Origin of the sequence: Flavobacterium qiangtangense (assembly GCF_042658345.1) — a bacterium.
In the GTDB taxonomy this organism is placed as follows: Bacteria; Bacteroidota; Bacteroidia; order Flavobacteriales; family Flavobacteriaceae; genus Flavobacterium; species Flavobacterium qiangtangense.
The window spans coordinates 114,807-140,390 of record NZ_JBHSQB010000008.1 but is presented as its reverse complement, the minus strand read 5'-3'; the positions used below and the strand labels follow the sequence as shown (position 1 = coordinate 140,390).

The following is a 25,584-nucleotide window of genomic DNA, read 5'->3' as shown; positions in this document are numbered from 1 at the left end:
GATGTTCTACGACAATTTTCAAGCGTGCACTCTAAAAAAGTTGTCGTTTTTTCCCTTGGCAGCATTACCCGCCCAGGTTCTTTGGGTATAATCTCAGCTCGTTATTTAGAGCACCCCTTTGAGACAGGACAAATATAGAGAAAGTATTCAGTTTTCAGTAATTAGTAGGCAGTTTTTTCTGGGTAACTAATTTAAAAATCAGGTTTTCTTCTATTCTGCTTTTTCTCTGAGAGATTCCTTTTGTTTTGGATTCGTTTCTTAATCACTGATTTAGGAACTTTTGTGGCCTTTCTTTCCTTTGGAACAATTAAGTTTTGGTTGATGATTTGCAAGAACCTTTTGATAACAATTTCTTTGTTTTTTAATTGGCTTCGGTCTTCATCGCAGTTTAAAATCAAGATTTTGTCGTTGGTTAATCTTGGTTCTAAATTTTGTTCCAAAAGTAATTTTTCATCGTCAGACAATACTTTTGAATTTAATAAATCAAAAGACAGCACGACTTTTGACGAAACCTTGTTTACGTTTTGTCCGCCGGCGCCGCTGCTTCTGACTGCTTTGAAACTTAATTCTGATATGATTTTTCCTTGGTCCAAATTATTGAGGCTGGTGTGGCGGTTTTAATAAATCATTGACGGTCTTCACCGGATTAAAAGTGATCAACGGCACTTCAACAAAAATGGTGATCCATTTTGCCATTGCACCGTTCCATAATCCTGGAAGTTCGTAGGCTTTAATTGGTTTTCCATTTTTAGTTTTTTCGACGATAAAACCACTTTTGTGATCGATAAATTCAATTAAATCGAATTTTTCGCCTTTGTAATTTTTCGTAGCACAAACCAAATCTACCGGATTAAAATGTGTGGAACTCGCCAATATCTTCTTTTGTGCTGGGTTTTCTAAATCAATTTGAGAACTTTCAACGATTTGAAGCGATCTTTTTCCATCAATTTCTTTTACCCAAAAAGGACCTCCGCCGGGTTCGCCTTCGTTTTTCACCATTCCACAAACGCGAATTGGTCTGTTTAAAATTTCCTTTAAATATTCAACGCGATATTCTTTTGTATATTTTTTAAATTCAGATGTTACTAAAATCTGCAATTTCGATTTTAAAAATTCTAAAATATCGTCGAAAACTTCTTTAGAAATACTTTCTGAATCGAGCATTTTTAGAAAGTTAAAAATATTTTCTTGCATTTCAAGCAGAATTCCGGCGAGCGCTTTTTTATACAATGCAACGATTTCTATATGATTTTGAATAACGTTGTCGATATTTTTTATGAAGATAATATCCGCATAAAGGTTGTCTAAATTTTCAATCAATGCGCCATGACCTCCCGGTCTGAAAAATAGTTTTTCGTCTTCACTTCTAAAAGGATCGTTGTATAAATCAACAGCAATTGTGTCGGTTGTTTTGTGTTGGTATGAGAAATCAACATTGACTTTTGATTTACTTTCCTCTTCAATTTTTGGCTTAATTTCGTTGATAATCTCTTTAAATTCCTGCTGATGTTCTTCAGAAATCGTAAAATGAAGATTTGAAATTCCTTTTGAAGAAGCATAAAATCCGCTTTCTTTTAAATGCTCTTCGATTGGCGTTGCAATGTGCGTTTTATACTCGTGAAACGGCAAAACTGCTTTTGGTTTGGAAGCAAAATCGAAATGATTTTTACCCAGAAGCGACTTGATCAAATGATATGACTTGGTATCGCTGTCCCAATTTTTATATTCTGGATATTTTGATTTTGTGTATTCTTTTAAATCTTTATAAAACGGAAACTTATTTTTTCCGATCAAAAAAATTGGCAATGAAATACATTTTGTTCGGTTTATATAAGCGTTTATCGTTTCTTCGCCGAGCTTAAATTCGTTTAAAAACTCACTCAAAAACTTAAACATTCGACTTGCCGCTCCAGAAGCCGGAACAAATTTCTGAAGCTTCAGTTTTTCTTTTTTAGAGTCAAATAAATTTGAATAATAAGTAGCTTCATTTTCGGAAAGCAGTTTGATTCCGTTGTGAAGTGAAGCCGACTTCTCTAGAATTATCTTCGGAATTCCGTTTTTAAAAATGTCAAGGCAGTTTTTTACGACGTCAATTTTTATTCCTTGGTTATAAATCTGAATAAAATCATACGACGAAAAACCGAGTTCTTTTGCCTTTGTATATTCTTCAATTATAAAAGTTGCTTTTTCAAGTCTTTCCTCTTGATTTCCAGACAATAAAATATAAGGTTTTTTATTGTCGACCAACGCTTTTTCAAATTTCTCCAAAAGCATCTCGCGCTCATTCGGCTTATCTCGAAGATCATCTTTTTCAAACGGTACATCGACATTGGTCAAAAGAAACAAATCGTATTTGTGTTTTCTTGCGGCTTTATCTAAAATTGGATCACAAAAACCATAATAAATTTCAGAAAAAACTTTGGTACACATCAAATTAGTATCTACAAAAAGATATTTTTTTGTGGTTTTCAGAGCGTCATTTTCCAGTTTCATCTGTCCCAAAGCAATCGGGAGCAAATCATCTGGCTCACAGATTTTTTGCGAAGAATTCCATTTATTCTGAAGATATTCTCGAGCAAATTCTGGAATCCAAGTAGCTTGAAAATGTTGTGCTAATTGTTCTGCTAAGGTAGTTTTCCCTGTAGATTCGGGTCCATACAAAGCTATTTTTATTTTATCAGTTCCTTGTTGTTTAAGATTTTCCTCCATTCGATATAAGCCAAAATAGCCAAAATTGTAAAAAATACATACTGCAATGATAACATTCCGAGGCCTCGATACGCGTATAACGGAACGGCGATGATGTCACCGATGATCCAAAGCGTCCAGTTTTCGATTTTTTTCATCGCCATATACCACATTCCTGTAAAGAAAATCCCTGACGTGATTATATCGATATAATTTTCTGGTAAAATTTCTTGCCCAAATAAATGATATACAAAGTATGTTACCACAATAGTAAGAAAAAATAGCAAGACTCCAATGATTTTTTGTTTATCATTCGTTCTTGAAATTTTATAAACGTGTTCGTTTCCTTTGACTTTTGACCAATTTATCCAGCCATAAATACTCATAATTGAAAAATAAATATTCAATGTCATATCAGCGAAATATCCTGCTTGAAACAACAGATAAACCGTGATTATTGTGGCGATAATTCCGGTTGGATACACTAGAATATTTTCCTTTTTCGCATAATAAACGCTTAAGATTCCGAAAACAAAAACGATTGCTTCCATTGTGATATCAAAAGCGGTTTTATTTTTATAGGCTTCAAGAAAAAAATCAATCATCAGTTATAAGTTGAAATTAGTGAAGAAATTTGGGTTGTTTTCAAAAGCGGTTCCAATCACGACTAAATCGGCTCCGGCAAGAAAAGCTTCATGGATTCCGTCAAAATTTGTGATGCCACCCCCGACGATTAGTGGAATTGAAATATTTTTTGCCACCAAGGAAATGGTTTCTAACGGAACCTGAAGTTTCGCGCCGCTTCCTGCTTCGAGATAAATTAATTTATTGCCTAAAAATTCTCCGGCCAAAGCGGTATCAACAGCAATTTCAGCGTTATGACGTGGCAACGGAATCGTTTTACTAACCGAAGCAACGGCAGTTTTATTCCCGCTTTCGATCAAAATATATCCCGTAGAAATAATTTCTAAGTTTGATTTTTTTAAAATCGGAGCTGCTTTTACCTGATGTTCAATTAAAAAATCTGGGTTTCTTCCGGAAAGTAAACTTAAGAATAGAATTCCGTGCGCTTCATTTGAAATTTGCGAAGGATTCCCAGGAAAAAGCAGGACCGGAAGACTTATTTCTTTTTTTAATTCTAAGATAATTTGGTCGATTGAATTATTTAAAACCAAACTTCCTCCGATGAAAATGTGTGTCGCTGGAGATTGCTTTATTTTAGAAACCAAGCTTTTTATATTTTTCAAATCAACTTTATCTGGATCTAAAAGAATGGCTAACAGTTTCTTATTTGCTTTTTTTGCTTGGAATATTTCGTGGTAAATGTTTTGCATTTTTTCCGTAGAGCTTCGCTAAGTTTTCACAAAGCTACGGAAAGAAAATCAGATAATTTGGCAATTGAATAATGTCATAATGATTCAGCTTCATCGAAAATTACTTTTCAAAGGCATAAACCAGCGTGTAATTTTCGATTTCTTCAAAGCTGATATCAAATTTGATATTGAGATTTTCGAAAGTCAAAAGTGCTTCTGCTTTTAAATCTGTCATTTCAAATGGAGCAACAAAAATGTGATCTTTGAAGCTGATTCCTTTTTCGTTTCTGATTTTGAAAACAGCTTCTTTGATGCCCCAGATTACCGTTAATTTTGAAACGTATTCTTCTAAATTCTCTTTGTTTAAGAATAAAAATTCTGAATCATCGACAAATTTATCGGCAATTCTGATGATTTTTTCTCTTCGCTGTTCGATATCGATTCCCACGTTTTTATCGCTTAAAATGATGGCAGAAAAATCAAAAGAGTGCGTAATTGAAATATGATTTTCATTGTCAAGATGCGGTTTCCCAAATTCATCATAATGAAGTTGAACATCGTTGTGGCCAGTTTCTTGGAGTAATTTTCTGACGCTTAAAAATGCTCTTTGGTGCGTTTCTGATTTCATTCCTTGAAGCCTTATTAGCGTTTTTTCTTTTAAAATTACTTCAGAGAAAAGCGTGTCGAAGGTTTCTGTGATTTTCCAGATTAAGATTTTTGTGGTGGGATTATATTGGATGGTTTTATATAAGGGCATTTTTAACTGGAATTATTTAAACGCAAAGGTGTAAAGTTTTCGCAAAGTTCACTAAGCTTTTTATTTGAAGTTATAATTTGCTCAATTGCCTACTATTAAACAAACCTTAAATAAAAATTTCAGATTATTTTAATAGAAAGTAATTCCGTAAATTTGCAAAAAATTTGATAATACAAATATATACAAATAGATGAGTACAACGACATTACCTTTTGTAGCTTTTAAAGTGAAAGATATTTCTCTTGCGGCTTGGGGAAGAAAAGAAATTGAATTGGCGGAAGCTGAAATGCCAGGTTTGATGGCGCTTCGTGCAGAATATAAAGAGGAGCAACCATTGAAAGGTGCTAGAATTGCAGGTTGTCTTCACATGACAATTCAAACTGCGGTTTTGATCGAGACTTTAATTGCTCTTGGGGCTGAAGTTACTTGGTCTTCTTGTAATATTTTCTCAACTCAAGATCAGGCTGCTGCTGCAATTGCTGCTGCTGGAATTCAAGTTTATGCTTGGAAAGGTCTTGACGAAGAATCTTTTGACTGGTGTATCGAGCAAACTTTATTCTTTGGAGAAGATCGTCAGCCGTTAAACATGATTCTTGATGATGGTGGAGATTTGACAAATATGGTTATCGATCGTTACCCAGAATTAGTTGCTGGAATCAAAGGTCTTTCTGAAGAAACGACTACTGGTGTTCACAGACTTTATGAAAGAATGAAAGCTGGAACTTTGCCAATGCCTGCAATTAACGTAAATGACTCGGTTACTAAATCGAAATTTGACAACAAATATGGTTGTAAAGAATCTGCTGTTGATGCGGTTCGTCGTGCAACTGACTTGATGTTGGCTGGAAAAAGAGTAATCGTTTGTGGATATGGTGACGTTGGAAAAGGAACTGCTGCTTCATTCAGAGGTGCTGGATCTATTGTGACGGTTACTGAAATTGACCCAATTTGTGCGCTTCAAGCTGCAATGGACGGTTATGAAGTGAAAAAACTTGACACAGTTATCGCTAACGCAGATATCATCATCACGACAACTGGAAACAAAGACATCGTTCTTGGTTCTCACTTCGAGAAAATGAAAGATAAAACTGTTGTTTGTAACATCGGCCACTTTGACAATGAAATTGACATGGCTTGGTTGAACAAAAACCACGGAGCTTCAAAAATCGAAATCAAACCTCAGGTTGATAAATATACAATTGCTGGAAATGACATCATCATTTTGGCGGAAGGTCGTTTGGTAAACCTTGGATGTGCAACTGGTCACCCAAGTTTTGTAATGAGTAATTCATTCACAAACCAGACTTTGGCTCAAATCGAATTATGGAAAAACAGCGCAGCTTATAAAAATGAAGTTTATATGTTACCAAAACATTTAGATGAAAAAGTAGCTGCTTTACACTTGGCGAAATTGGGAGTTGAATTGGAAACATTGAGAGATGACCAAGCAGCTTACATCGGAGTTGAAGTTCAAGGTCCGTTTAAACCTGAATATTACAGATACTAGATTGTCATTGCGAGAAACGAAGCAATCTCAATAAAAATACAACCCTTGCTGAAAAGCGAGGGTTTTTTATTTCCTAAAAAAATAACTTTGGCACAATTTTTATTATAAATTTATAACAATTTTAAAACACAAAAACAAAATGAAAAAAATCATGTTATCAGTAGCAGTATGCGGAATGCTTATGGCTACATCTTGTAAAAAAGAAGAAACTGTAACGACAGAAGCGACTGACGGAACTACAACTGTTACAACAACTACAACAGAGAACACTATTGACCTTGAACTAAGCGAAAAAGCAAAAGCTGATTTAGACGCAGCTGAAGTTAAATTGGCTGAAGCAAAAGCAAAAGGCGACAAAGAAGCTGAAAGATTAGCTCAAGCTGCGGTTGACAATGCAAAAAGTGCTTGGGAAGCTACAAAAACTGGGGTAAACAATGCTTCAGAAAAAATTAGTGCTGAAGCCGCTGAAGCAAAAGAGGATATTAAAGCCTCTGCTGCCGAAGCAAAAGAAAACATCAAAGAATCTTCTGCAAAAGCTAAAGCTGATTTGAAAGAAGGTTATAATAGCACTCTTGAAAAAGCAAAAGCTAAGTAATTTTTAAAACGCACTTCGGTGCGTTTTTTTTATTTAAAATTTATAGAATATAAAAAAAGCCCATTCAATTGAATGGGCTTTTTTAGTATCAAAAAATCTTGATTCTTATGCTTCGAATGGAAGGATAGAAACGAAAGATTTATTATCTCCTTTTTTCTGGAACTTAACAACTCCATCAACCCTTGCATGTAAAGTATGATCTTTACCCATGTAAACGTTTTCACCTGGATTATGTTTAGAACCTCTTTGTCTAACGATGATGTTCCCAGCGATTGCAGCTTGACCACCATAAATCTTAACACCTAAACGTTTCGATTCTGATTCTCTACCATTCTTGGAACTACCGACACCTTTCTTGTGAGCCATGACGTATTAGTTTTAAATGTTAATTATTCTTGAGTTTCTTCTTTTTTAGCTTTTACAGCTTTTTTCTTTGGAGCTTCAGCTTCTTCAGTTGCAGGAGCAGCTTCTTTTTTAGCAGCAGCTTTCTTAGCACCTGGAGCAGTGATTCCAGAGATTTGGATTTGAGTCAAATATTGACGGTGTCCGTTTCTCTTTTTGTAACCTTTTCTTCTTTTCTTTTTGAAGATAATTACTTTGTCTCCTTTTAAGTGTTGTAACACTTTAGCTTCTACAGAAGCACCTTCTACAGCCGGGGCGCCTAAAGTGATTGTTCCGTTATCGTCTAACAAAAGAACTTTTGCAAAAGAAATTGCATCTCCTTCTTTGTCAGCCAAACGGTGAACATAAACCTTTAAGTCTTTGCTTACTTTAAATTGTTGCCCTGCTATCTCTACGATTGCGTACATAACAATGATGTTTAGTTAATTTTTAAGGTTGCAAATATACAACTATTTCCCAAACCTGCAATTCATCCACAAAAATTATTTTCACATCTTTCAAATCCACAATAAGTTACCTATAATTTTTACCATAATATAAAGGAATAAATTTAAAAAAACTAAATTTGGCGTAACAAATTTTATATTCCGCATACAAATACAATAAATCAAACAACAAATTATTAATCTTTATGAAAAAATCATTAATGGCTTTGGGTTCAGTTCTCATGCTTGGTGGTGTTGCTTCAGCTCAAAAAGTAGCTTTCGAAGAATATACACTTGATAATGGTCTTCATGTTATTTTGCATCAAGACAAATCGGCTCCGGTTGTAATCACTTCTGTAATGTATCATGTGGGCGCAAAAGACGAAAATCCAGAAAGAACTGGTTTTGCACACTTTTTCGAACACTTATTATTTGAAGGCACAAAAAACATTGGCCGTGGCGAATGGTTTAAAATTGTTTCTGGAAACGGAGGCACGAACAATGCAAATACTTCTGACGACAGAACTTATTATTTTGAAGTTTTCCCTTCCAATAGCTTAGAATTAGGTCTTTGGATGGAATCTGAAAGATTAATGCATCCGGTGATCAACCAAATTGGTGTTGATACACAAAATGAGGTCGTTAAAGAAGAAAAAAGACTTCGTGTTGACAATTCTCCTTACGGAAATCTTTTCACGGCAGTTAAACAAAATATGTTTAAAAAACACCCTTACCGTTGGGCTCCAATTGGTTCTATGGAACATTTAGACGCTGCGACTTTAGAGGAATTTCAAGCATTTAATAAAAAATTCTATGTTCCAAATAACGCAGTTCTTGTGGTTGCCGGAGACATCGATTATGCACAGACTATTAAATGGGTGAAACAATATTTTGGATCAATTCCAAAAGGAAAAACAGATCTTACAAAAACTGTTTTCACAGAAGATCCAATCACACAGCCAATCAAGGCGACGTTTGAAGATCCAAACATTCAGCTTCCGATGTTGGTAACTGCTTACAGAACTCCGTCAATGAAAACACGTGACGCTAAAGTTCTTGATATGATTTCTTCAATTTTAAGTGACGGAAAAAGCTCAAGGTTGTACAAAAAAATCGTTGACCAAAAGAAAATGGCTTTAGAAATTGGCGCTTTTAATTATAGCCAAGAAGATTATGGCGTTTATTTCATCTATGGTTTGCCGATGGCTCCAACAACTTTAGAAGGTCTTACAAAAGAAATTGACGAAGAAGTTACAAAACTTCAAACCGAATTAATCTCTGAAAAAGATTTCCAAAAATTACAAAATAAGTTTGAGAATCAATATGTAAACAGCAATGCTTCTGTTGAAGGAATCGCTGAAAACTTAGCTACATATTATTTGCTTTATGGCGACGTAAACTTAATTAACACAGAGAATGAGATTTATCAATCGATTACTCGTGAAGAAATTAGAGACGCAGCAAAAAAATATTTAAACCCAAATCAGAGATTGATTTTGGATTATGTACCAGCAAAAGACAAAGCTCAAAACTAAGATATACATCATGAAAAAAACTATATTTATTTTATCAAGCTTGTTTTTAACAGTAATTATGCAAGCACAAGACAGACCACAGCCAAAACCAGGACCAGCTCCGGTGATAAATATCGGGAAACCGCAAACCTTTGAATTGAAAAACGGATTAAAAGTTATGGTTGTTGAAAACAACAAGCTTCCAAGAGTTTCGTTCAACCTTACTATGGACAATATGCCATATGCTGAAGGCGACAAAAAAGGTGTTTCTGAATTGACAAGCGCTTTGATCGGAAGCGGTACTAAAAAAATGTCGAAAGATGTTTTTAACGAAGAAATTGATTTCCTTGGAGCAAACATAGGATTCAATTCAGAAGGCGCTTATGCTTCTGGACTTTCAAAATATGCTGACAGAATCCTTGAATTAATGGCTGACGGAGCTTTAAATTCGGTTTTCACACAAGAAGAATTTGACAAAGAAAAAGCGAAATTAATCGAAGGGTTAAAAACTTCTGAAAAAAGCGTTCAGGCTGTTGCAGCAAGAGTTGAAAACGTTTTGGTTTATGGAAAAAATCATCCTGCGGGAGAATATCTTTCTGAAGAAGTGATCAACAAAGTGACTTTAAACGATGCGGTTCAAAACTATAATACTTATTTTGTTCCGGCAAAAGCGTATTTGGTTGTAATTGGCGACGTTAAATTTAAAGACGTTAAAAAAGCAGTTGAGAAATATTTTGGCTCTTGGAAAAAAGCTGCCGCACCAGAAGTTGTTTATGCGGCTCCAAAAGATGTTCAGTACACGCAAATCAATTTTATTGACATGCCGAATGCTGTTCAATCAGAGATTTCTTTGGTAAATATTTCAAATCTAAAAATGACTGACAAAGATTATTTTGCTACCATTTTGGCAAATCAAATCATTGGTGGAGATTTCAACAGCTATTTGAACATGAACTTGAGAGAAGCGCACGGATGGACTTATGGAGCGCGTTCAGGAATCCGCGGAAACAAATATGTTGGAAAATTCAAATCGTCAACGCAAGTTAGAAACTCAGTTACAGACAGCGCCGTTGTAGAATTTTTCAAAGAATTAAAAAGAATCAGAACTGAAAAAGTTTCTGACGAAATGTTGAAAAACGTAAAAGCGGGTTATATCGGAAACTTTGTAATGCAAATCCAAAAACCAGGAACAGTTGCTGGTTATGCTTTGCAAACACAAACTCAAGGTCTTCCTGCAGATTTTTATGAAAACTACATTAAAAATATCAATGCAGTTACTGTTGACGATATTCAAAGAGCAGCGAACAAATATTTCTTAGCTGACAACACAAGAGTTATCGTTACCGGAAAAGGAAGCGAAGTTTTGCCTTCATTAGAAAAATTAGGTATTCCGATGTTCTATTTCGATAAATTCGGAAACTCAATTGAAAAACCGATTGCTAAAAAACAAGTTCCGGCTGGAGTTACTGCAAAAACTGTTCTTGATTCTTACATCAAAGCAATTGGTGGCGAGAAAAACGCGAAATCAGTAAAATCTCTTTTTGCAACAATGACAGGAAAAGTACAAGGAATCGACATTACCATGGTAAGAAAGTCAACTTCTGCTGGTAAAAAATTAGATGAAGTTACCGGAATGGGTCAGACTTTAAGCAAAGATGTTTTTGACGGAACTAAAGGCTATGAATCAGCGCAAGGCCAAAAAACAGACTATGATGCTGATAAATTGGCTGAAGTTAAATTCTATGCAACTCCGTTTCCAGAATTAAATTTGGCTACAAAATCTGGTGTAACTTTATCAGGAATCGAAACTTTCGACGGAAAAGATGCTTACGCGATTAAAGATGGTAAAAAAACACTTTATTATGATGTGGCAACTGGCTTGAAAATTGGTCAATCTGAAACAGAAGAAGTTCAAGGTCAGCAAATGACACAAGTGATAACTTTCTCTGATTACAAAGATGTAAAAGGCGTAAAAGTAGCACACAAAACTGCTTTAAATGTTGGAATTGAAATTGAATTAAATGCGACTAGCGTAAAAGTAAACGAAGGTGTTACTGATGCTGATTTCAAAATTTAATTAAAAATTTATATGAAAAAAGACCGTCAGAAATGGCGGTCTTTTTTTATATTTTTGATTTAAGATTTATTTGCGGAAACCAAAACTCAAAACACTGCTTTCTAAATACTGCCGACTATTTTCTAGCTGAAAGATAAACGCCAACCAAAACAATAAATGCACCAAGACCTTGAACCAAAGTCAAACTTTCTCCATCCAAAATTCCCCAGAAACAAGCCACCAAAGGCAACATATAAGTTACTGACGAAGCAAAAATTGGTGATGAAATTTGGATCAATTTGAAATAAACAACATTGGCAACGCAAGTTCCGGCGACGGCCAAAATTCCGATAAAAAGCATTGAGGTTTTTACATTTGGAAGATGCGCCACCTCAAAGAAATTGGAACAGCACAAAACTACAAAAGCAGGAATTAGTAAAACTGCAAAATTCCCAACGGTAATACTTAAAGGAGTCAAATCTGAAAGATATTTTTTAATCAAATTGACGTTTACCGCGTAACAAAGCGCTCCGGCAATCGCCAAAGTCGCAAACCAATAATTTTGTCCCGGATGATTTACGGCACCGCTTAAAACCAAAAGTACGCTTCCGGCCAAACCGATCAGTACTCCAAAAATTTGTCTTCTTTGAAAACTTAGCCCAAAAAACAAAGCTCCCAGAACCAATGTCCCCAATGGCGTTAATGAATTTAAAATAGCACTAATCGAACTGTCAATTTGGGTTTGCGCTATCGCAAAGAGATACGCCGGAAAAAAAGTTCCCATCATTGCCGTCAGCGCAATAAACTTCCATTGATGTTGCTTGATTTTTTTCAAACTTTTAAAGCCTACGATCAATAAAAAAGTCGCTGCAAAAATCATTCGGAGCGATCCTAGTTGAAATGGCGTTAAACCCACCAAACCTCTTTTGATCAAAATAAAGGAACTTCCCCAAATCAAGGATAAAAAAATTAAGAAAAACCATTTGGATTGCACCGCTTTCATAGGAAAATTTTTGAAGCCCAAAATTCTGCTATTTTAATGGATTTCTACTTTAATTTTTTAGTATTTTTGTAAACCTTTAATTTCAAAGGAATTGTTAATTTAAATTACAACACTATGAATTTTTCAAAATCATTATTAGTTCTTGCGCTTTCAGGATTTATGTTCGTGAGTTGCAAAAACAATGACGGAAGACCGCAAGTTGGCGAGCCGGCAGATACTCCAGCTGATACAACCGCAACAAAAGTTACTGCAGAAAATCTTCAAACCGCAAGCTTCAACATTGAAGGAATGTCTTGTGCAGTTGGCTGTGCAAAAACCATCGAGAAAAAATTAGCCGGTCTTGAAGGTGTTCAAGATGCAAAAGTTGATTTCGATAAAAAGACTGCAACTGTTTCTTATGATTCGGCAAAACAAACTCCAGAAACGCTTGCAACAGTTGTTGAAGCACAAGCTGACGGACAAACATATAAAGTATCTAACGTAAAATCGTCTGGCGACAAAGCGATGCTTTACAAAGAGAAAGACAAAAAGAAAAAGGCAGACGCTTCAAAAGATGAAAAATCTAAAGATGCTAAACCGGCTTGTTGCGCAGGAAAAAAATCTTGTTCTTCTGACGAGAAAAAAGCAAAAAGCGCTTAATTTCTTAAAGACATAAAAACAAAAAAGAGAACCAATTGGTTCTCTTTTTTTATTTCCAGCGTAATGTTTCCATTATCACCTGCATATCATTTTTGACGTAACTGGACGCCGGCATTATAGAATCAAAATTAGGCTTGGCATAAAAATAAACCGAACCCGTTACAAAATGTCGCGTACTGTCAGTAGCATAAAACAAAGCGTTGGTAGCAGCGTTTCCGCCCACTTTGTAAAACATTCCATAAACTTTATTGTCTTTGTTTAAAAAAGGCTGTTCTGTGATATCATCTGCTTTGACCGTGTGGCCGTAAGTCAATTTCTGTGCATCTCTCAAATGCGCATCAATATCATTTTTCACAGGCTTGTAAGTCAAGTAAATTGTAGCTTTCATTTTTGGATAACTGATTGTAAAATTACAATTTCCTTTATCCGAAATAATCGCATCGTCATTCATTTCAAATGAAAACGGACAATTATTTTCAAAGCCAACGTACCTTGCTTTTGGATATTCTAACCTTAAATGGCTTGCAGGTTTTGGCACCGTATCGTTATTGCAACTAAACACAGAAGCCAAAATAAATCCAGAAACCAGAAAAGATATACTTTTTCTAAACATTTTTAATATTGCATATCATCGTCAGCCTGATTGCTAGAATCAAAGTTGGCTGTTTTCACATCCACAGAAGATCCTTGCTTTCCACCGTCAATATCTTTCTTCGTAGTTAAGAAAGTAAATTCAGTAACTTGAATTTCTGTAGTGTATTTTGTAACACCTTCTTCAGTCTGCCATTGACGAGATTTAATTCTTCCTTCAACATAAATCTTATCACCTTTTGAAAGGTATTTTTCACAGATTTCTGCAGCTTTATTACGAACCACAAGATTGTGCCATTCTGTTGACGCAATTTTTTCGTTCGTTTGCTTGTTGATATAAATTTCGTTTGTAGCCAATGGAAATCTGCCGATGCAGTTTCCGCCTTCAAAATAGTGCATCTTAACTTCGTCGCCAAGGTGCCCAATTAAAATCACTTTATTTAATGTTCCGTTCATTTTTTCGTGGGGAGTTAGTAAACCCTCAAATATAGCAATTTCAATTAAATATGAAATATTATAGTAAATCTTTTTCGATAAAATTGTAAATTACTATGGGAAAAGGATATGAAATCATTGATTCATAAGAGATTGCCCCTTCTAAAACACCTTGTACTTCCACTTTATAAAAATCAACAAACAAGTGTTGATGCGATAATTTATGTAAAATCTTACTTTTATTTAACGGCTTTATTGAGAGAATCATATTTTTTCCTGAATATTCTTCCAAAATTAATTTCGAAATGGTTTTAAAATCTACTTCAGACTCGGTTTCGATCAACGGAAACTCATATAAATTATGCCAAATTCCTTTTTCGATTCGCTTCCTTATAATAAGGTCTTGATTTTCATCTGAAAAGATAATATAATTAAAGTAGCGATTTCTGACTTTTGTCTTTTTTAATTTCACCGGAAGTTCGTTCACTTTATTATATTTCAAAGCAAGGCATCCTGAATTTAAAACGCAGATTTCACAATTCGGGTTTTTTGGAACGCATTGCAGCGCTCCGAATTCCATAATTGCTTGGTTAAAAATCGCCGGATTATCCTTCGGAATTAATTCTTTGGCCAAAGCCGTAAATTCTTTTTTAGCTCTGCTGGAAGCAATATCGGTTTCAATATCAAAATATCTAGACAGCACTCTGAACACGTTTCCGTCCACAACCGGAACCACTTCGTTATGAGAAAAAGAAGCAATTGCTGCCGCGGTATATTCCCCCACGCCTTTTAATTTTAATAAGTCGTTATAATTATCGGGGAAAATTCCGTTCAATTCAGATGCGATGTGTTTTGCAGTTCCGTGTAAATTTCTGGCTCTTGAATAATATCCGAGACCTTGCCACAACTTTAATACTTGTTCTTCATCGGCTTTGGCCAAATCAAAAACTGTTGGGAATGAAGACGTAAAAGACAAAAAATAAGGCAAACCTTGCGCAACTCGCGTCTGTTGCAGCATGATTTCTGACAGCCAAATTTGGTATGGATCGGTAGTGTTTCGCCAAGGCAAATCGCGCTTGTTTTGTAAATACCACTTAATAAGAGTTTTAGAAAAATTCATTGAGGAAAATTGGTTAGCAAAAGTAAAAGTTTATGTTATTAAATTTTAATCGTTTATGGTTGAAATATTGTTTTTTTAATTCATATATTTGCAACCTCAAAATTTTACACAATAAATTTAAATACGAAAGAAAATGACGAAAGCAGATATCGTTGCGAAAATTTCAGAAAAATTAGGTCTTGAAAAAGGAGACGTTCAAGCAACAGTTGAGTCTTTTATGGACGAAGTAAAAAACTCTTTGGAAACAGGCGATAATGTTTATCTAAGAGGTTTTGGTAGTTTTATTATCAAAACTAGAGCTGAAAAAACAGGTAGAAATATCTCAAAAAACACTACAATAAAAATTCCTGCACACAATATTCCTGCATTTAAACCAGCTAAGGTTTTTGTTGAAGGAGTTAAAACGAATACTGAAACAAAAGTAAACTAATTATTAATCACTAAAATTTCACACTATGCCAAGTGGTAAAAAAAGAAAAAGACATAAGGTAGCGACGCACAAACGTAAAAAAAGAGCGAGAGCTAACCGTCACAAGAAGAAAAAGTAGTCTGACTACTTTTTTCTTTTTTAAAAGAATTACAAAAAGTTCATTGAAATTGAAAATCAGATTGCAGAAGTAAGATTACAAAAAACAGCTACTGTTTATTATAAACTGGCTTCTGCTGCCTGAAATTCTCCGGGTACAATACCTGTTAAATTATTGTTTAATCCATCCTTGTTTAGTTGGCGGTTACTAGTTCGCAGTTGGCAGATTTTTTCTAACAACCAAAAACTAAGAACAGACAACCACCTTGGATAAAAATTTACAGTGTGAATAAAGAACTGATCATCAGGTCAGGTTCGGAAGCCGTAGATTTTGCCTTATTGAAAGATGGAAAACTAGTTGAATTACACAAAGAAGAAGAAAAAAGCAACTTTCAGGTTGGTGATATTTTTATTGCCAAAATCAGAAAACCAGTTGCGGGATTAAATGCTGCTTTTGTAAATGTAGGCTTTGAAAAAGATGCCTTTTTACATTATCACGATTTGGGCCCCAATTTAGCTTCCCAATTGAAATTCATCAAACTTGTAAGCGCAGGTAAAATAAAAGATTTCTCCCTAAAAAGCTTTCCTTTCGAGAAAGAGATTGACAAAGATGGCGTTATCACTGATGTAATTAGTGCAAATCAATCCATTTTAGTACAAGTCGTCAAAGAACCTATATCGACAAAAGGCCCAAGAATTAGTTCAGAACTATCTCTTGCCGGTCGATTTATTGTTCTCGTTCCTTTTTCTGACAGAGTTTCTATATCACAAAAAATAGAATCCAAAGAAGAAAAAGATCGTCTTAAACGATTAGTGCAATCAATCCGTCCAAAAGGATTCGGTGTTATTGTGAGAACAGTAGCAGAAGGCAAAAAAGTAGCCGAACTAGACAAAGATTTGCAGAATCTGCTCAGCAGATGGACTGCAATGTGTAAAAAATTACCAACTGCTCATCATCCGTCAAAAGTTTTAGGAGAGCTCAACAGAGCTTCTTCTATCTTAAGAGACGTATTTAATGATTCCTTCACCGGAATTCATATAGATGACGAAGAGTTGTACAACGAAACGAAGGATTATCTGCAAGAAATTGCACCTTCAAAGCAATCAATAGTTAAGTTTTATCAATCAAACGACACGCCTATCTTCGAAAAATATAACATAGAGAGACAAATCAAAACTTCATTCGGTAAAACAGTATCGATGAGCAAAGGAGCTTACTTGATTATTGAACACACAGAAGCCTTGCACGTTATTGACGTGAACAGCGGAAACCGTTCAAATAAAGCTACAAATCAAGAAGACACCGCGCTGGAAGTTAACATGATCGCCGCTGCAGAAGTGGCAAGACAACTTCGTCTCCGCGATATGGGAGGCATCATAGTTGTCGATTTTATTGATATGTCAAATCCAGAAAATCGTAAAACACTTTACGAATTTTTGAGAGACGAAATGAGCGACGATAAAGCCAAACACAAGATCTTACCTCCGAGTAAATTTGGATTAGTCCAAATCACAAGACAAAGAGTAAGACCAGAAGTAAATATCAAAACCAGAGAAGAAGACCCTAACAATGAAAATGGGGAAATCGAAGCACCAATTTTGATAGTCGATAAGATTTCTTCTGACATTGAAAGAATATTGAAAGTCCATAAGAAAATAGTGCTAAATGCACATCCTTTTGTGGCAGCATACCTTACTAAAGGTTTTCCATCATTACGCTCAAAATGGTTTTTTGAGTATAAAAAGTGGGTGAAAATCATACCTCGTGACGCTTACACGTTTTTAGAATATCATTTCTATGATAAAAATGGAAATGAAATTAAGGATTAATAAAAAACCGCCATTCGTGAGATTGGCGGTTTTTTTATGGATTTATTTCGCGGAGATTCACGAAGTTATCACAGAGATTCACAGAGTTTTTTCATTTAGCTTTGTGAAACTTTGCGAAAAATCTTTGCGAATCTTTGCGTTAAAATAAAAAAACTATTCGCGAACAATCTCAATCCTTCGACTAATCTCATTCCCGCTTTCATCGGTCACTGTAATATAATATTTCCCAGTCTTCGCTTCCACCTGCATTTCATGAAAAGTCTGCGTTGTTCCCAAAAATTTATCATTCAAATACCAAAATAATTTTGCTTTCAAATCAGAATGCGCCACTTTCAAAACAAAAGGCTGAATTTCTCCATTAAAATTCTTTGTGAGATATACTTTCCCGTTTTCCTTCGGATAAATAAAATCCATTGAAGAAGAGGAATTCCCCAAGCAATCGGCTCGAAACGGAGGCAGAGATTGATAATCAATATGCTTGCTTTTATAATACAATTCCATAACCGGAGGCAGAACAAACCACGATTTCGTAATCATATTGTCCACAGACTCGCAGTTACTATTTACCTGAAACTGTTCTGATTTATCCAAGTGAACCATTTTGTGATACGGACAAACCGTGGTCATTTTACTTTTCAACGGAATCCATTGTTTGATTTTCGGACAATTTTCTCCCGCAATATGACCGCTTAATTGGCAAACTTCGGCTTCTTCCAAATCATCAAACGGAGTCGCAAACCATTTTTTTCTAGGCAGTAAATTAAAAACATCAAACAAAATTGGAGCCGCACTTCCAACGCCAGTCAACGACGGACGACCTTCTCCTGAAGCATTTCCAACCCAAACGCCGACAACATATTTCGAATTTGTTCCAATGGCCCAACCGTCACGATTCCCAAAACTGGTTCCTGTTTTCCAAGCAATTTCTAAGGATGAATCATAGAATTTCCAAGCTTCATCACCTTCCGGACGGTTTACTTCTTTCATTGCATTGTACGTCAGCCAAATGGAACCTGCACCAAGATTTTTTTTATCGTACGATTCTTTTCCAAAATCCATCTTTTTGTCAAGCGACCAATTCAATTCTGTAAATTCATTCGTCCTATATTTTGCCGAATGCGTCGTAAAATAATTTACCGTAGAAGTCAAACCTGCATACGTTTTTGTCAAATCCCAAAGATTGCTTTCCGCTCCGCCAAGAATCAGCGAAAGTCCATAATGATTCGGATGTTTGTTAATATCACGCAATTTAAACTGTCGCAATTGGTCATAAAATCGATAAACGCCAAAATCTTTCAGCATCAAAACCGACGGAATATTCAACGACCGCGACAACGCTCGATGAGCCGGAACCGCGCCGTCATAAGTCAAATCGAAATTCTTTGGCGTATAACCCGCAATCTGTGTTGGAATATCCGCAACCAAAGTATTTGGCAGAATTTCGCCCGCGTCCAACATTGACGCGTACAAAAATGGTTTCAAAATACTTCCCGTACTTCGTGGCGCTGTGATGATATCCACGTCTTTTTGATGTGCCACATCCGTTGGAGAGTTTCCAATATAACTGATGATATTTCTGGTTTCGACATCCACAATTATAATCGCAAGATTATGAATTTCTGACTGTCGATATTGGTTGTAATATTGCGTTGCGATTTGATTTGCCCTATTTTGCAAGGCAAATTTAATTGTAGTTTTTATTCTTTCGCCTTCATTTTTCTTGGCAACATTTTGCAATAAATGAGGTGCAATTTGTGGCAAATCATACGGTTTTTGAGGCAAATCTTCCAAGATTGCCAATTCATAAGTCGTCTTGTCTATTACATTTTCATCATATAATTTTCGTAGCAAACCGTTTCTTTTGTTCAATAATTTCTGCTGATTTTTTCCTGGATAAATTAAACTTGGCGCATTTGGCAAAACTGCCAAAGTTGCTGTTTCTGCCCAAGACAATTGATGTGGTTGCACTCCGAAATAACGCCACGAAGCCATTTCTAAACCAACAACATTGCCACCATAAGGTGCGTGCGCCGCATATAATTCGATGATTTTTTCTTTAGAATACCGAAATTCCAATCTTGTAGCCAAAACCAATTCAATGATTTTTTCAAAATAACTACGGTTTTTTCCATCACGTGAAAGTCGGATAACTTGTTGTGTCAATGTACTTCCGCCACGAACCACTTTTCCGGCATCGTGATTTTGTTTAATGGCCTTGACCATCGCAATTGGATTGAATCCGGGATGTTTATAAAAATGTTCGTCTTCAAAATAAACGATGCACTTTTTAAATTTCTCTGGAATAGAATCTTGTGCCGGGAATCGCCATTGTCCGTCACGAGCGATTTTTGCACCAAGAAGTTCGCCTTCTTCGCTTTCGATAACTGTGGAATAAGGTTGTTCGAAAAGCGTTCTTGGCAGACAAAAATAATAGGCAATTAAAAGCAATCCGAAAAAAATAGATTTCTTCGGATTGCTTTTAATTTTATTTTGGATGCGTTTTAGAAACGCTTTTATCGTCTTCAGCAAAGTTTACAAAAGTTCAAATAGTTTCTCAAATAGCCCCGATGTCAGTGACTATCCTTTCTTTTTTTTCTTTAAAAAAGAAAGATAGTGCTGAACACCGGGAAAATGGATTGCTGAAAAAGCCCGAGCCATTCGCTTCAAATCCTTTTTATTTCACCACGTTTATCCACTGACCTTGCGTTCTCGCAAAATAAGAATTGTCATACATCGCTTCGCATTGAACGCCCGGAAGGTAATATTTCCCGAGGTAAGATGCGTTTAAAAGTATTTTGAACGTCTTGGTTTCATTGGATTTTAGCGTAAAATAAAAGTTGGTTCTGTCGTCGCGAATATCGGTGTAATCTACTTTATTTTCTGCAAAATTTCCGTAATCTGTGAAACGCGTGTTGACGATTTCCCAACCCGACGGAATGATTTGCGTCAAAGCAACATTTTCAACACTTTCGCCTTTCATATTGGCAACGGTAACTTCGGCCACAAACTCAGTTCCTTGTGAAAGTGAACTTACATTTATTGTATTTCCTTTTCTGTCTCGGAACACGATATCAGTTGCCAGACCGCGCTGTTCGGTTTGTTCTTGACCGATTGGCAAAATGCCACTTGAAATTACTTTCACATATAATGTAGTGTTTTTATTGTTTTTAATCGTTACCGAATTTCCATTGTTTGAAACCTGTAAGGTTCTGTCAGCAAAAGTCTTGGCTGTTTTTATCGCTTCTGATTTTCCTTTACTTGTGAATGTTACATCGATGCCTTTTGTACCATTTTGCAAGGCAAATTTCGACATTGAATACAAACAATAAGCCGTCGTTTGCGTTGACATCCATTGATTTGACGACATATTTTTAGCCAATTTATTTGCCATTGTGAACGCTTCGCCTTTTCTTCCTAATAATAATAAAGTTTCTAGAGCCATTGCACGATTTCTTTCGCTTGAACCATAATAATAGTAATAACCGTATTGCTGTTCTTCGTCTATTGTACTTTGATTTAGCAACGCCAAGCCTACATTCTTTTGTCCGGATAAGGCGTAAGTTGCGGCCAATCTCAACTTGGTTTCATTAGAAATTCCCGAAGTTTCTCGCAATCTGTTCATCGATGACAAATCTGGAGAACCGGCCAACGCCAACGTGTAAAGTCGGTAAGCTTGTGGGAAATCATTATGATATGCTTCGTAATAACGCCATTGTTTCGCCATTTTCGATTGGTATGAAATCCATTGTTTCTTCACATTTGCCGGAAGTGCATATCCTTTTCGCTCGGCTTCTATCAAGAAATGTCCGACGTAAGAAGTGCTCCAATCGTCTGGATTTTGCTGACCTTGCCAATATGCAAAACCGCCATTTGCGACTTGAAATTGTGATAATTTCTGGATTCCAGCCGTTACATTTTTCTGGATTTTTGCTTTTCGAGTTGCGTCAATATCAGCAATATCTGCCAAATACAATTGCGGGAAAACGCTGGAAGTCGTCTGTTCCAAACATCCGTGTGGATATTGGATCAGATAATCAAGGCGCTTATTGAAATCCATCGAAGGAAACGCGGAAACTTCCAACTTGGCTTTATTTGTTCCGGCTACGCCAAAGGCATTCCAATCAATTGTTCCTGAACTATTTGGTTCTAAAATCAATTCCTTGTAATCTTGCGTCACTGGATTTGGATTCATAATATCCAATTCCACATCAAAACTTGCCTTTTCTTTTCCAGAAGTTGCGACGACGGTAACTTTTCCGATTCCAGTAACTTCGCCGACTTCCAAGTCAAAATAAGCTATTTTTTCATCAGGATTTGCAAACGACATTGCTTGTTTTGAGCTTCCGATTACTCTGAAACCGTTATTTGTTTTCAATTGCAACGAAACATTTTTCACATGTTTTTCCATTGCAAAAACCGTCACCGGCAACGTCACTTTTTCGCCAGGAGATACTTTTCGTGGCAACGAAGCCAAAATCATCAACGGATTTCTAACCGGAGTTGCTTTTTCCACACTTCCGTAAGCACTTGTTTCTGCATTTCCAGCGATAACCATTGTTCTTACTGAACCCACATATTTTGGAATCGTAATATTGTGCGCTTTTGTTTGGCCTTTTGCCAAAGAAAATGGTCCGAGATAAATCACGACTGGCTTGAAACGATTTGCTTTTTTGGCCGCGCCTCCGCCTAAATCTTCATCACCACCAATGCTGAAAATTTGGTTTACCTTTCCACCATAAGCTCCGATTACATCGTCATAAACATCCCAAGTTTTCACGCCCAAAGCTTCTCTTGCATAAAAACTGTTCCACGCGTTTGGTGTTTTAAATCGAGTTAAATCCAACAAACCTTCATCTACAATTGCAATGGTATAAGTCATTGCTTTTCCGTTTTTCTCGCTGACTTTTATCGTAGTTTTTTGTTCTGGTTTTAAAACGGCCGGCATGGCAATTTGTGGTTCTAAAACGGTATTTTTATCGACAACTTCAATCGGAATGATTCCGTACAAACGAATCGGCGAATCATTTTTCGTGGACGCGTGCGGTTGCAACAACGTAATGTGTATGTACACGTTCGGTGCCATTTTTTCAGTAATCGGAATTTCAACTTGCGTTTCTCCGTTTTTGGTTTTTGCCCAAAGCGTTTGTACCACTTGAGAGCCATTTTCCAAAGAAATCAACGCGCGACTTCCTTCGCTTGATGGGAACGAGATAATTGCTTTTTCGCCCACATTGTATTTTTCTTTATTGGAAGAAAATACCAACATTTTGGCTTCTGCTCCGGTTGCATTCCTTGTTTTTCCAGACCAACTTGGCCAGTCAATCATCACGGTTTCTCCGGCAGAATGTCCGCCATTTGGGTCGGTAACTCGCACCAAATATCTTCCCCATTCGTCTTCATCCGCTTTGAATTGAAAACGTGCTTTTCCTGATGAATCTGTGTTTAAAGTTTGGGAATAAAAAGGCGTATTTGTGGTCGAAGAACTGTAATTTGACAAATCATCGGAAGCATCCCACCACCAACGCCAATCGACTTTATACACACGAACTTCCAGATTTCTGACTGCTTTTGGACGACCATTTTCATCTACCGTAATTACGTCAAAAGGATTGCTTTTATCGGTTTCCAGCATTCCATATTTGTTTGGCTCTGGAACTTTTACGCCGACGTAAGTTTCGAACGGAGAATAACTTGCGGTAATCACATCGGTACTAAAATCGCCTCCGTTTTCATAGACTTTTGTAATAAACGCGGCTTTCAACCTTCCCGGCGCTTGCGATTGCAATCTTGGCTGAATGCTGACATTTGCTTTTCCTGTTTCGTCAATTTTTCCGGAATAAATATTTACTTCTTCCGTGGAAAATTTGCGTGACGGATCATCGAAAATATATTTGCTGTAGTTTTTAAACTCGGTTTTTTGTTGCGTGAATTTTGCCTGCATTTCCAGTTTCAAATCTTTTGCAATTGCTCCATGAAGCCATGCAACGTTGACTGTTGCGTTATTTTGGTGGAAAGCAGAAAGCGTTTTTCCTTCAAAACCGTTTTTGATTCGAAGGCGATTTGGCTTAATTGTTTCAATTTTTATGGATTTATAGAAACGCGCGCCTCCGACAGAAATCACTGCTTCATAATTTCCCGTAGGTGAATTTTGCTGTGTGTTGAACGCAAATCTATAATGATTTAAAGCCGAATATTGCTGTACTTTTTGATATACGACTTTGCCATTTGGATCGGTTAATTTTAATTTTATCGGATGTGTGTTTGGCAAACGGCTCGATTTATCGTTCAAAAGAAACGACAAATAAACGGTATCGCCAGGTCGCCAAACGCCTCTTTCCCCATAAATAAATCCTTTCAACCCCTTTTGCAAAGCTTCGCCATCGACGTTGAAACTGCTTACAGACTGCGAACTTCCGTCATCTAATTTGACGTAAGTCGTGTTGTTGTCCTTTTTAATTACCGCAAAAAAGGCGCGCTTGTCCAACGTGGTGTGCACGGTTCCGTCGCCGTCAGTTGTGAAAGTTCCCAGTTTTTGTTTTTGATAATTATACAAATCAACCGTTGCTCCAGAAACTGGTTCTGTGGTCACAATATTATTTACGGCAAAGAAATAAGAATTATTTTCACCGCGTTTGGCAATCACGCCTAGGTCTGTCGCCAAGATATTTGTGGCAATTTTTTTATTGGAATAAAAACTTCTGTCGCAAGGATTTTCTCGTTCGTTCCAATTGTAATCATAGTCGTAATAATCGTAATCGTACGAATCATATTCAGACATTTCGTCATCGGTTTCTTCTTCAACTTCTTCGGGCTCTTCTTCCGCGGAAGCGTCACATTTGTATAACGAATACGATTTTTTAATGGTCATTTCCACACGATAAATCGCGCCTGGTTCTGGCTTGATTAACGTAGATAAATCAATAGAATACGTATTCCATTTTTTATAATTTGCCAATTTATTTGTAGTCAATTCTAATGTTTTCTTCGCAATTGGAAGCGCCACTTTTCTTAAATCATAATTGCCGTTTAAGTTATTGTCTTGCAAAAACTGAAGTACATTATTTTCAAAAATGCGATAGACTTTTACATCGACTTTTTTCAAGTTTGCGGCTTCAAAATTTACTTTTAAATTGTTGGAACTAGGCAAAATAGTTCCGCTTTTTACAAAACGAACTTCTGGTTTAATTTGCTCAAAAGTGATTTTTGCAGCATAGCCTTTTTTCATCTTGAAGCCGTCTGTATTTTCAATTCCTTGGAAGACTTCAAGCAATAATTTTCCGTCTAAAGCAACATCAGAGAAAACTTTTAAAACATTTCCATCAACTCCGTATCTCAGATTATTAGCCGTTTCAAGAGCGACTAATCCGTTAAAATTTTGATCTTTTTTTACCGGATCAGAAAAATTAATATGAACGGACTGGTTATTTTCATCTCCGATTTTTACATCCACAATTTTAAAATTATCCTTTCCGGGAATTTGGAATTCTTTTTCGCCTTTTTTATCAATACCCGCTTCGTCCCCGTCCCATTTGATTTTAATCACGCCGTCTTGGTTTCCCCTTTGAATCTTGTCGACAACAAAAGAAAATTCACTAGCAGAAGTCGCTGTTTCATTAAATTTTATTGGCAAAGGATTTCCGTTTTGTTCTGCAGAAACGAGTTTTTTTGCCGTGGCCAAATCCATATTATCTGCGGTTTTCAACAAGACGTTCAAAAATTGAGAATCTTTGTTATACGACTGCAAATCTTGCGTTTCCACAATAAAATCTTGGGCAATTGTTTGCACCGTAAATTTGAATTCAGACAATTCCTTGGGTACATCAATCAACTCATCAAGATGCAAAGTCACTTGGTATTGCTCGTTTTGCTTCAATTTTTTCTTTGGCTGAAAAGCCAAAATATTGTTTGGCAAAACCACAACTTTTCCGTCAACGCTTGGTGAAATGTCAAAAACATCGCTGTCCAATTCTTGATTGGGTTGCCACTCGGTTTTTGTAAAAGCCAGCCCCACTTGAATTGGTGCCTCCGCCGAAATAATTCCGGATGAAAAGCTGGTCACGTAGTCTTTGTATTTTGTAAAATCAGAGTCAAAATCTTCTGGTGAAGACTTTTTACAGGCATTTAAGAAAAAAAACACTGAAAGCAACAGTAGCACTTTTTGAGTTTTCATAAAAAAGGTTGAT

Annotated in this window: 20 protein-coding genes; 7 read left to right on the top strand and 13 right to left on the bottom strand. The window is 36.2% G+C overall.

Going from position 1 to position 25,584, the window contains the following annotated elements:
- Positions 1 to 191: 191 nt before the first annotated feature.
- The 5 genes from arfB to ACFPVY_RS11390 all read right to left on the bottom strand — a co-directional run bounded on the left by arfB (position 192) and on the right by ACFPVY_RS11390 (position 4,758).
- The gene (gene arfB / locus ACFPVY_RS11410) at positions 192 to 593 is read right to left on the bottom strand and encodes an alternative ribosome rescue aminoacyl-tRNA hydrolase ArfB (RefSeq protein ID WP_379792140.1); all 402 of its coding nucleotides are present in this window, start codon (positions 591 to 593) and stop codon (positions 192 to 194) included.
- 1 nt (position 594) lies between these two features.
- Positions 595 to 2,709, bottom strand: coding sequence for a DUF4301 family protein (locus tag ACFPVY_RS11405; protein ID WP_379792139.1), 2,115 nt, complete (start codon positions 2,707 to 2,709; stop codon positions 595 to 597).
- On the bottom strand, positions 2,670 to 3,293 hold the full coding sequence (gene pnuC / locus ACFPVY_RS11400) for a nicotinamide riboside transporter PnuC (RefSeq protein ID WP_379792138.1): 624 nt from the start codon (positions 3,291 to 3,293) through the stop codon (positions 2,670 to 2,672). The genes ACFPVY_RS11405 and pnuC overlap by 40 nt, the downstream gene beginning before the upstream one ends.
- Positions 3,294 to 3,296: 3 nt before the next feature.
- Positions 3,297 to 4,022: a phosphoglycerol geranylgeranyltransferase gene (locus ACFPVY_RS11395; RefSeq protein ID WP_379792137.1), complete on the bottom strand. Its 726-nt coding sequence runs from the start codon at positions 4,020 to 4,022 to the stop codon at positions 3,297 to 3,299.
- A gap of 100 nt (positions 4,023 to 4,122) precedes the next feature.
- Positions 4,123 to 4,758: a 4'-phosphopantetheinyl transferase family protein gene (locus ACFPVY_RS11390; protein WP_379792136.1), complete on the bottom strand. Its 636-nt coding sequence runs from the start codon at positions 4,756 to 4,758 to the stop codon at positions 4,123 to 4,125.
- 190 nt (positions 4,759 to 4,948) lie between these two features.
- Between ACFPVY_RS11390 and ahcY the strand changes: the two genes are divergently transcribed.
- Together ahcY and ACFPVY_RS11380 are read left to right on the top strand one after the other, a co-directional pair.
- The gene (gene ahcY, locus ACFPVY_RS11385) at positions 4,949 to 6,265 is read left to right on the top strand and encodes an adenosylhomocysteinase (RefSeq protein ID WP_379792135.1); all 1,317 of its coding nucleotides are present in this window, start codon (positions 4,949 to 4,951) and stop codon (positions 6,263 to 6,265) included.
- Positions 6,266 to 6,404: 139 nt separating this feature from the next.
- Positions 6,405 to 6,860 (top strand): prolipoprotein diacylglyceryl transferase, encoded by a 456-nt coding sequence (locus tag ACFPVY_RS11380; protein ID WP_379792134.1) that lies wholly within the window; start codon positions 6,405 to 6,407, stop codon positions 6,858 to 6,860.
- A 105-nt stretch (positions 6,861 to 6,965) separates the two neighbouring features.
- Here the strand turns inward: ACFPVY_RS11380 and rpmA are convergent, their stop codons facing one another.
- Together rpmA and rplU are read right to left on the bottom strand one after the other, a co-directional pair.
- The gene (rpmA, locus tag ACFPVY_RS11375; RefSeq protein ID WP_125012465.1) at positions 6,966 to 7,226 is read right to left on the bottom strand and encodes a 50S ribosomal protein L27; all 261 of its coding nucleotides are present in this window, start codon (positions 7,224 to 7,226) and stop codon (positions 6,966 to 6,968) included.
- A gap of 23 nt (positions 7,227 to 7,249) precedes the next feature.
- Complete coding sequence (gene rplU / locus ACFPVY_RS11370) at positions 7,250 to 7,669, bottom strand: 50S ribosomal protein L21 (protein ID WP_379792133.1); 420 nt, start codon at positions 7,667 to 7,669, stop codon at positions 7,250 to 7,252.
- 224 nt (positions 7,670 to 7,893) lie between these two features.
- Between rplU and ACFPVY_RS11365 the strand changes: the two genes are divergently transcribed.
- Positions 7,894 to 9,222 carry a M16 family metallopeptidase gene (locus ACFPVY_RS11365; RefSeq protein WP_379792132.1) on the top strand — a complete coding sequence of 443 codons (1,329 nt, stop codon included), beginning with the start codon at positions 7,894 to 7,896 and terminating at the stop codon, positions 9,220 to 9,222.
- Positions 9,223 to 9,232: 10 nt separating this feature from the next.
- Positions 9,233 to 11,278, top strand: a complete 2,046-nt coding sequence (locus ACFPVY_RS11360) for a M16 family metallopeptidase (protein ID WP_379792131.1) — start codon at positions 9,233 to 9,235, stop codon at positions 11,276 to 11,278.
- 115 nt (positions 11,279 to 11,393) lie between these two features.
- On the opposite strand, the gene ACFPVY_RS11355 is transcribed toward ACFPVY_RS11360, so the two are convergent.
- Positions 11,394 to 12,260 carry a DMT family transporter gene (locus tag ACFPVY_RS11355; RefSeq protein WP_379792130.1) on the bottom strand — a complete coding sequence of 289 codons (867 nt, stop codon included), beginning with the start codon at positions 12,258 to 12,260 and terminating at the stop codon, positions 11,394 to 11,396.
- A 114-nt stretch (positions 12,261 to 12,374) separates the two neighbouring features.
- Here ACFPVY_RS11355 and ACFPVY_RS11350 point away from each other — a divergent pair, with 114 nt between their 5' ends.
- A complete protein-coding gene (locus tag ACFPVY_RS11350; protein WP_379792129.1) occupies positions 12,375 to 12,899 on the top strand; it encodes a heavy-metal-associated domain-containing protein in 525 nt (174 codons plus the stop codon).
- A 49-nt stretch (positions 12,900 to 12,948) separates the two neighbouring features.
- Here the strand turns inward: ACFPVY_RS11350 and gldD are convergent, their stop codons facing one another.
- From gldD to mutY, 3 genes are read right to left on the bottom strand one after another with little or no spacing between them, the layout of a single operon-like run.
- Positions 12,949 to 13,512, bottom strand: a complete 564-nt coding sequence (gldD, locus tag ACFPVY_RS11345) for a gliding motility lipoprotein GldD (protein WP_379792128.1) — start codon at positions 13,510 to 13,512, stop codon at positions 12,949 to 12,951.
- Between the two features lie 2 nt (positions 13,513 to 13,514).
- A complete protein-coding gene (locus tag ACFPVY_RS11340; RefSeq protein ID WP_379792127.1) occupies positions 13,515 to 13,946 on the bottom strand; it encodes a single-stranded DNA-binding protein in 432 nt (143 codons plus the stop codon).
- Between the two features lie 58 nt (positions 13,947 to 14,004).
- Complete coding sequence (gene mutY, locus ACFPVY_RS11335) at positions 14,005 to 15,045, bottom strand: A/G-specific adenine glycosylase (RefSeq protein WP_379792126.1); 1,041 nt, start codon at positions 15,043 to 15,045, stop codon at positions 14,005 to 14,007.
- A gap of 133 nt (positions 15,046 to 15,178) precedes the next feature.
- On the opposite strand from mutY, the gene ACFPVY_RS11330 reads away from it, so the two are divergent.
- Positions 15,179 to 15,475 (top strand): HU family DNA-binding protein, encoded by a 297-nt coding sequence (locus ACFPVY_RS11330; protein ID WP_296142668.1) that lies wholly within the window; start codon positions 15,179 to 15,181, stop codon positions 15,473 to 15,475.
- 381 nt (positions 15,476 to 15,856) lie between these two features.
- Positions 15,857 to 17,401, top strand: a complete 1,545-nt coding sequence (locus ACFPVY_RS11325) for an Rne/Rng family ribonuclease (protein ID WP_379792124.1) — start codon at positions 15,857 to 15,859, stop codon at positions 17,399 to 17,401.
- A 153-nt stretch (positions 17,402 to 17,554) separates the two neighbouring features.
- Here ACFPVY_RS11325 and pbpC read toward each other — a convergent pair whose 3' ends face one another.
- Positions 17,555 to 19,930, bottom strand: coding sequence for a penicillin-binding protein 1C (gene pbpC / locus ACFPVY_RS11320; RefSeq protein ID WP_379792123.1), 2,376 nt, complete (start codon positions 19,928 to 19,930; stop codon positions 17,555 to 17,557).
- A 145-nt stretch (positions 19,931 to 20,075) separates the two neighbouring features.
- Complete coding sequence (locus ACFPVY_RS11315) at positions 20,076 to 25,571, bottom strand: alpha-2-macroglobulin family protein (protein WP_379792121.1); 5,496 nt, start codon at positions 25,569 to 25,571, stop codon at positions 20,076 to 20,078.
- Between the last annotated feature and the right edge of the window lie 13 nt (positions 25,572 to 25,584).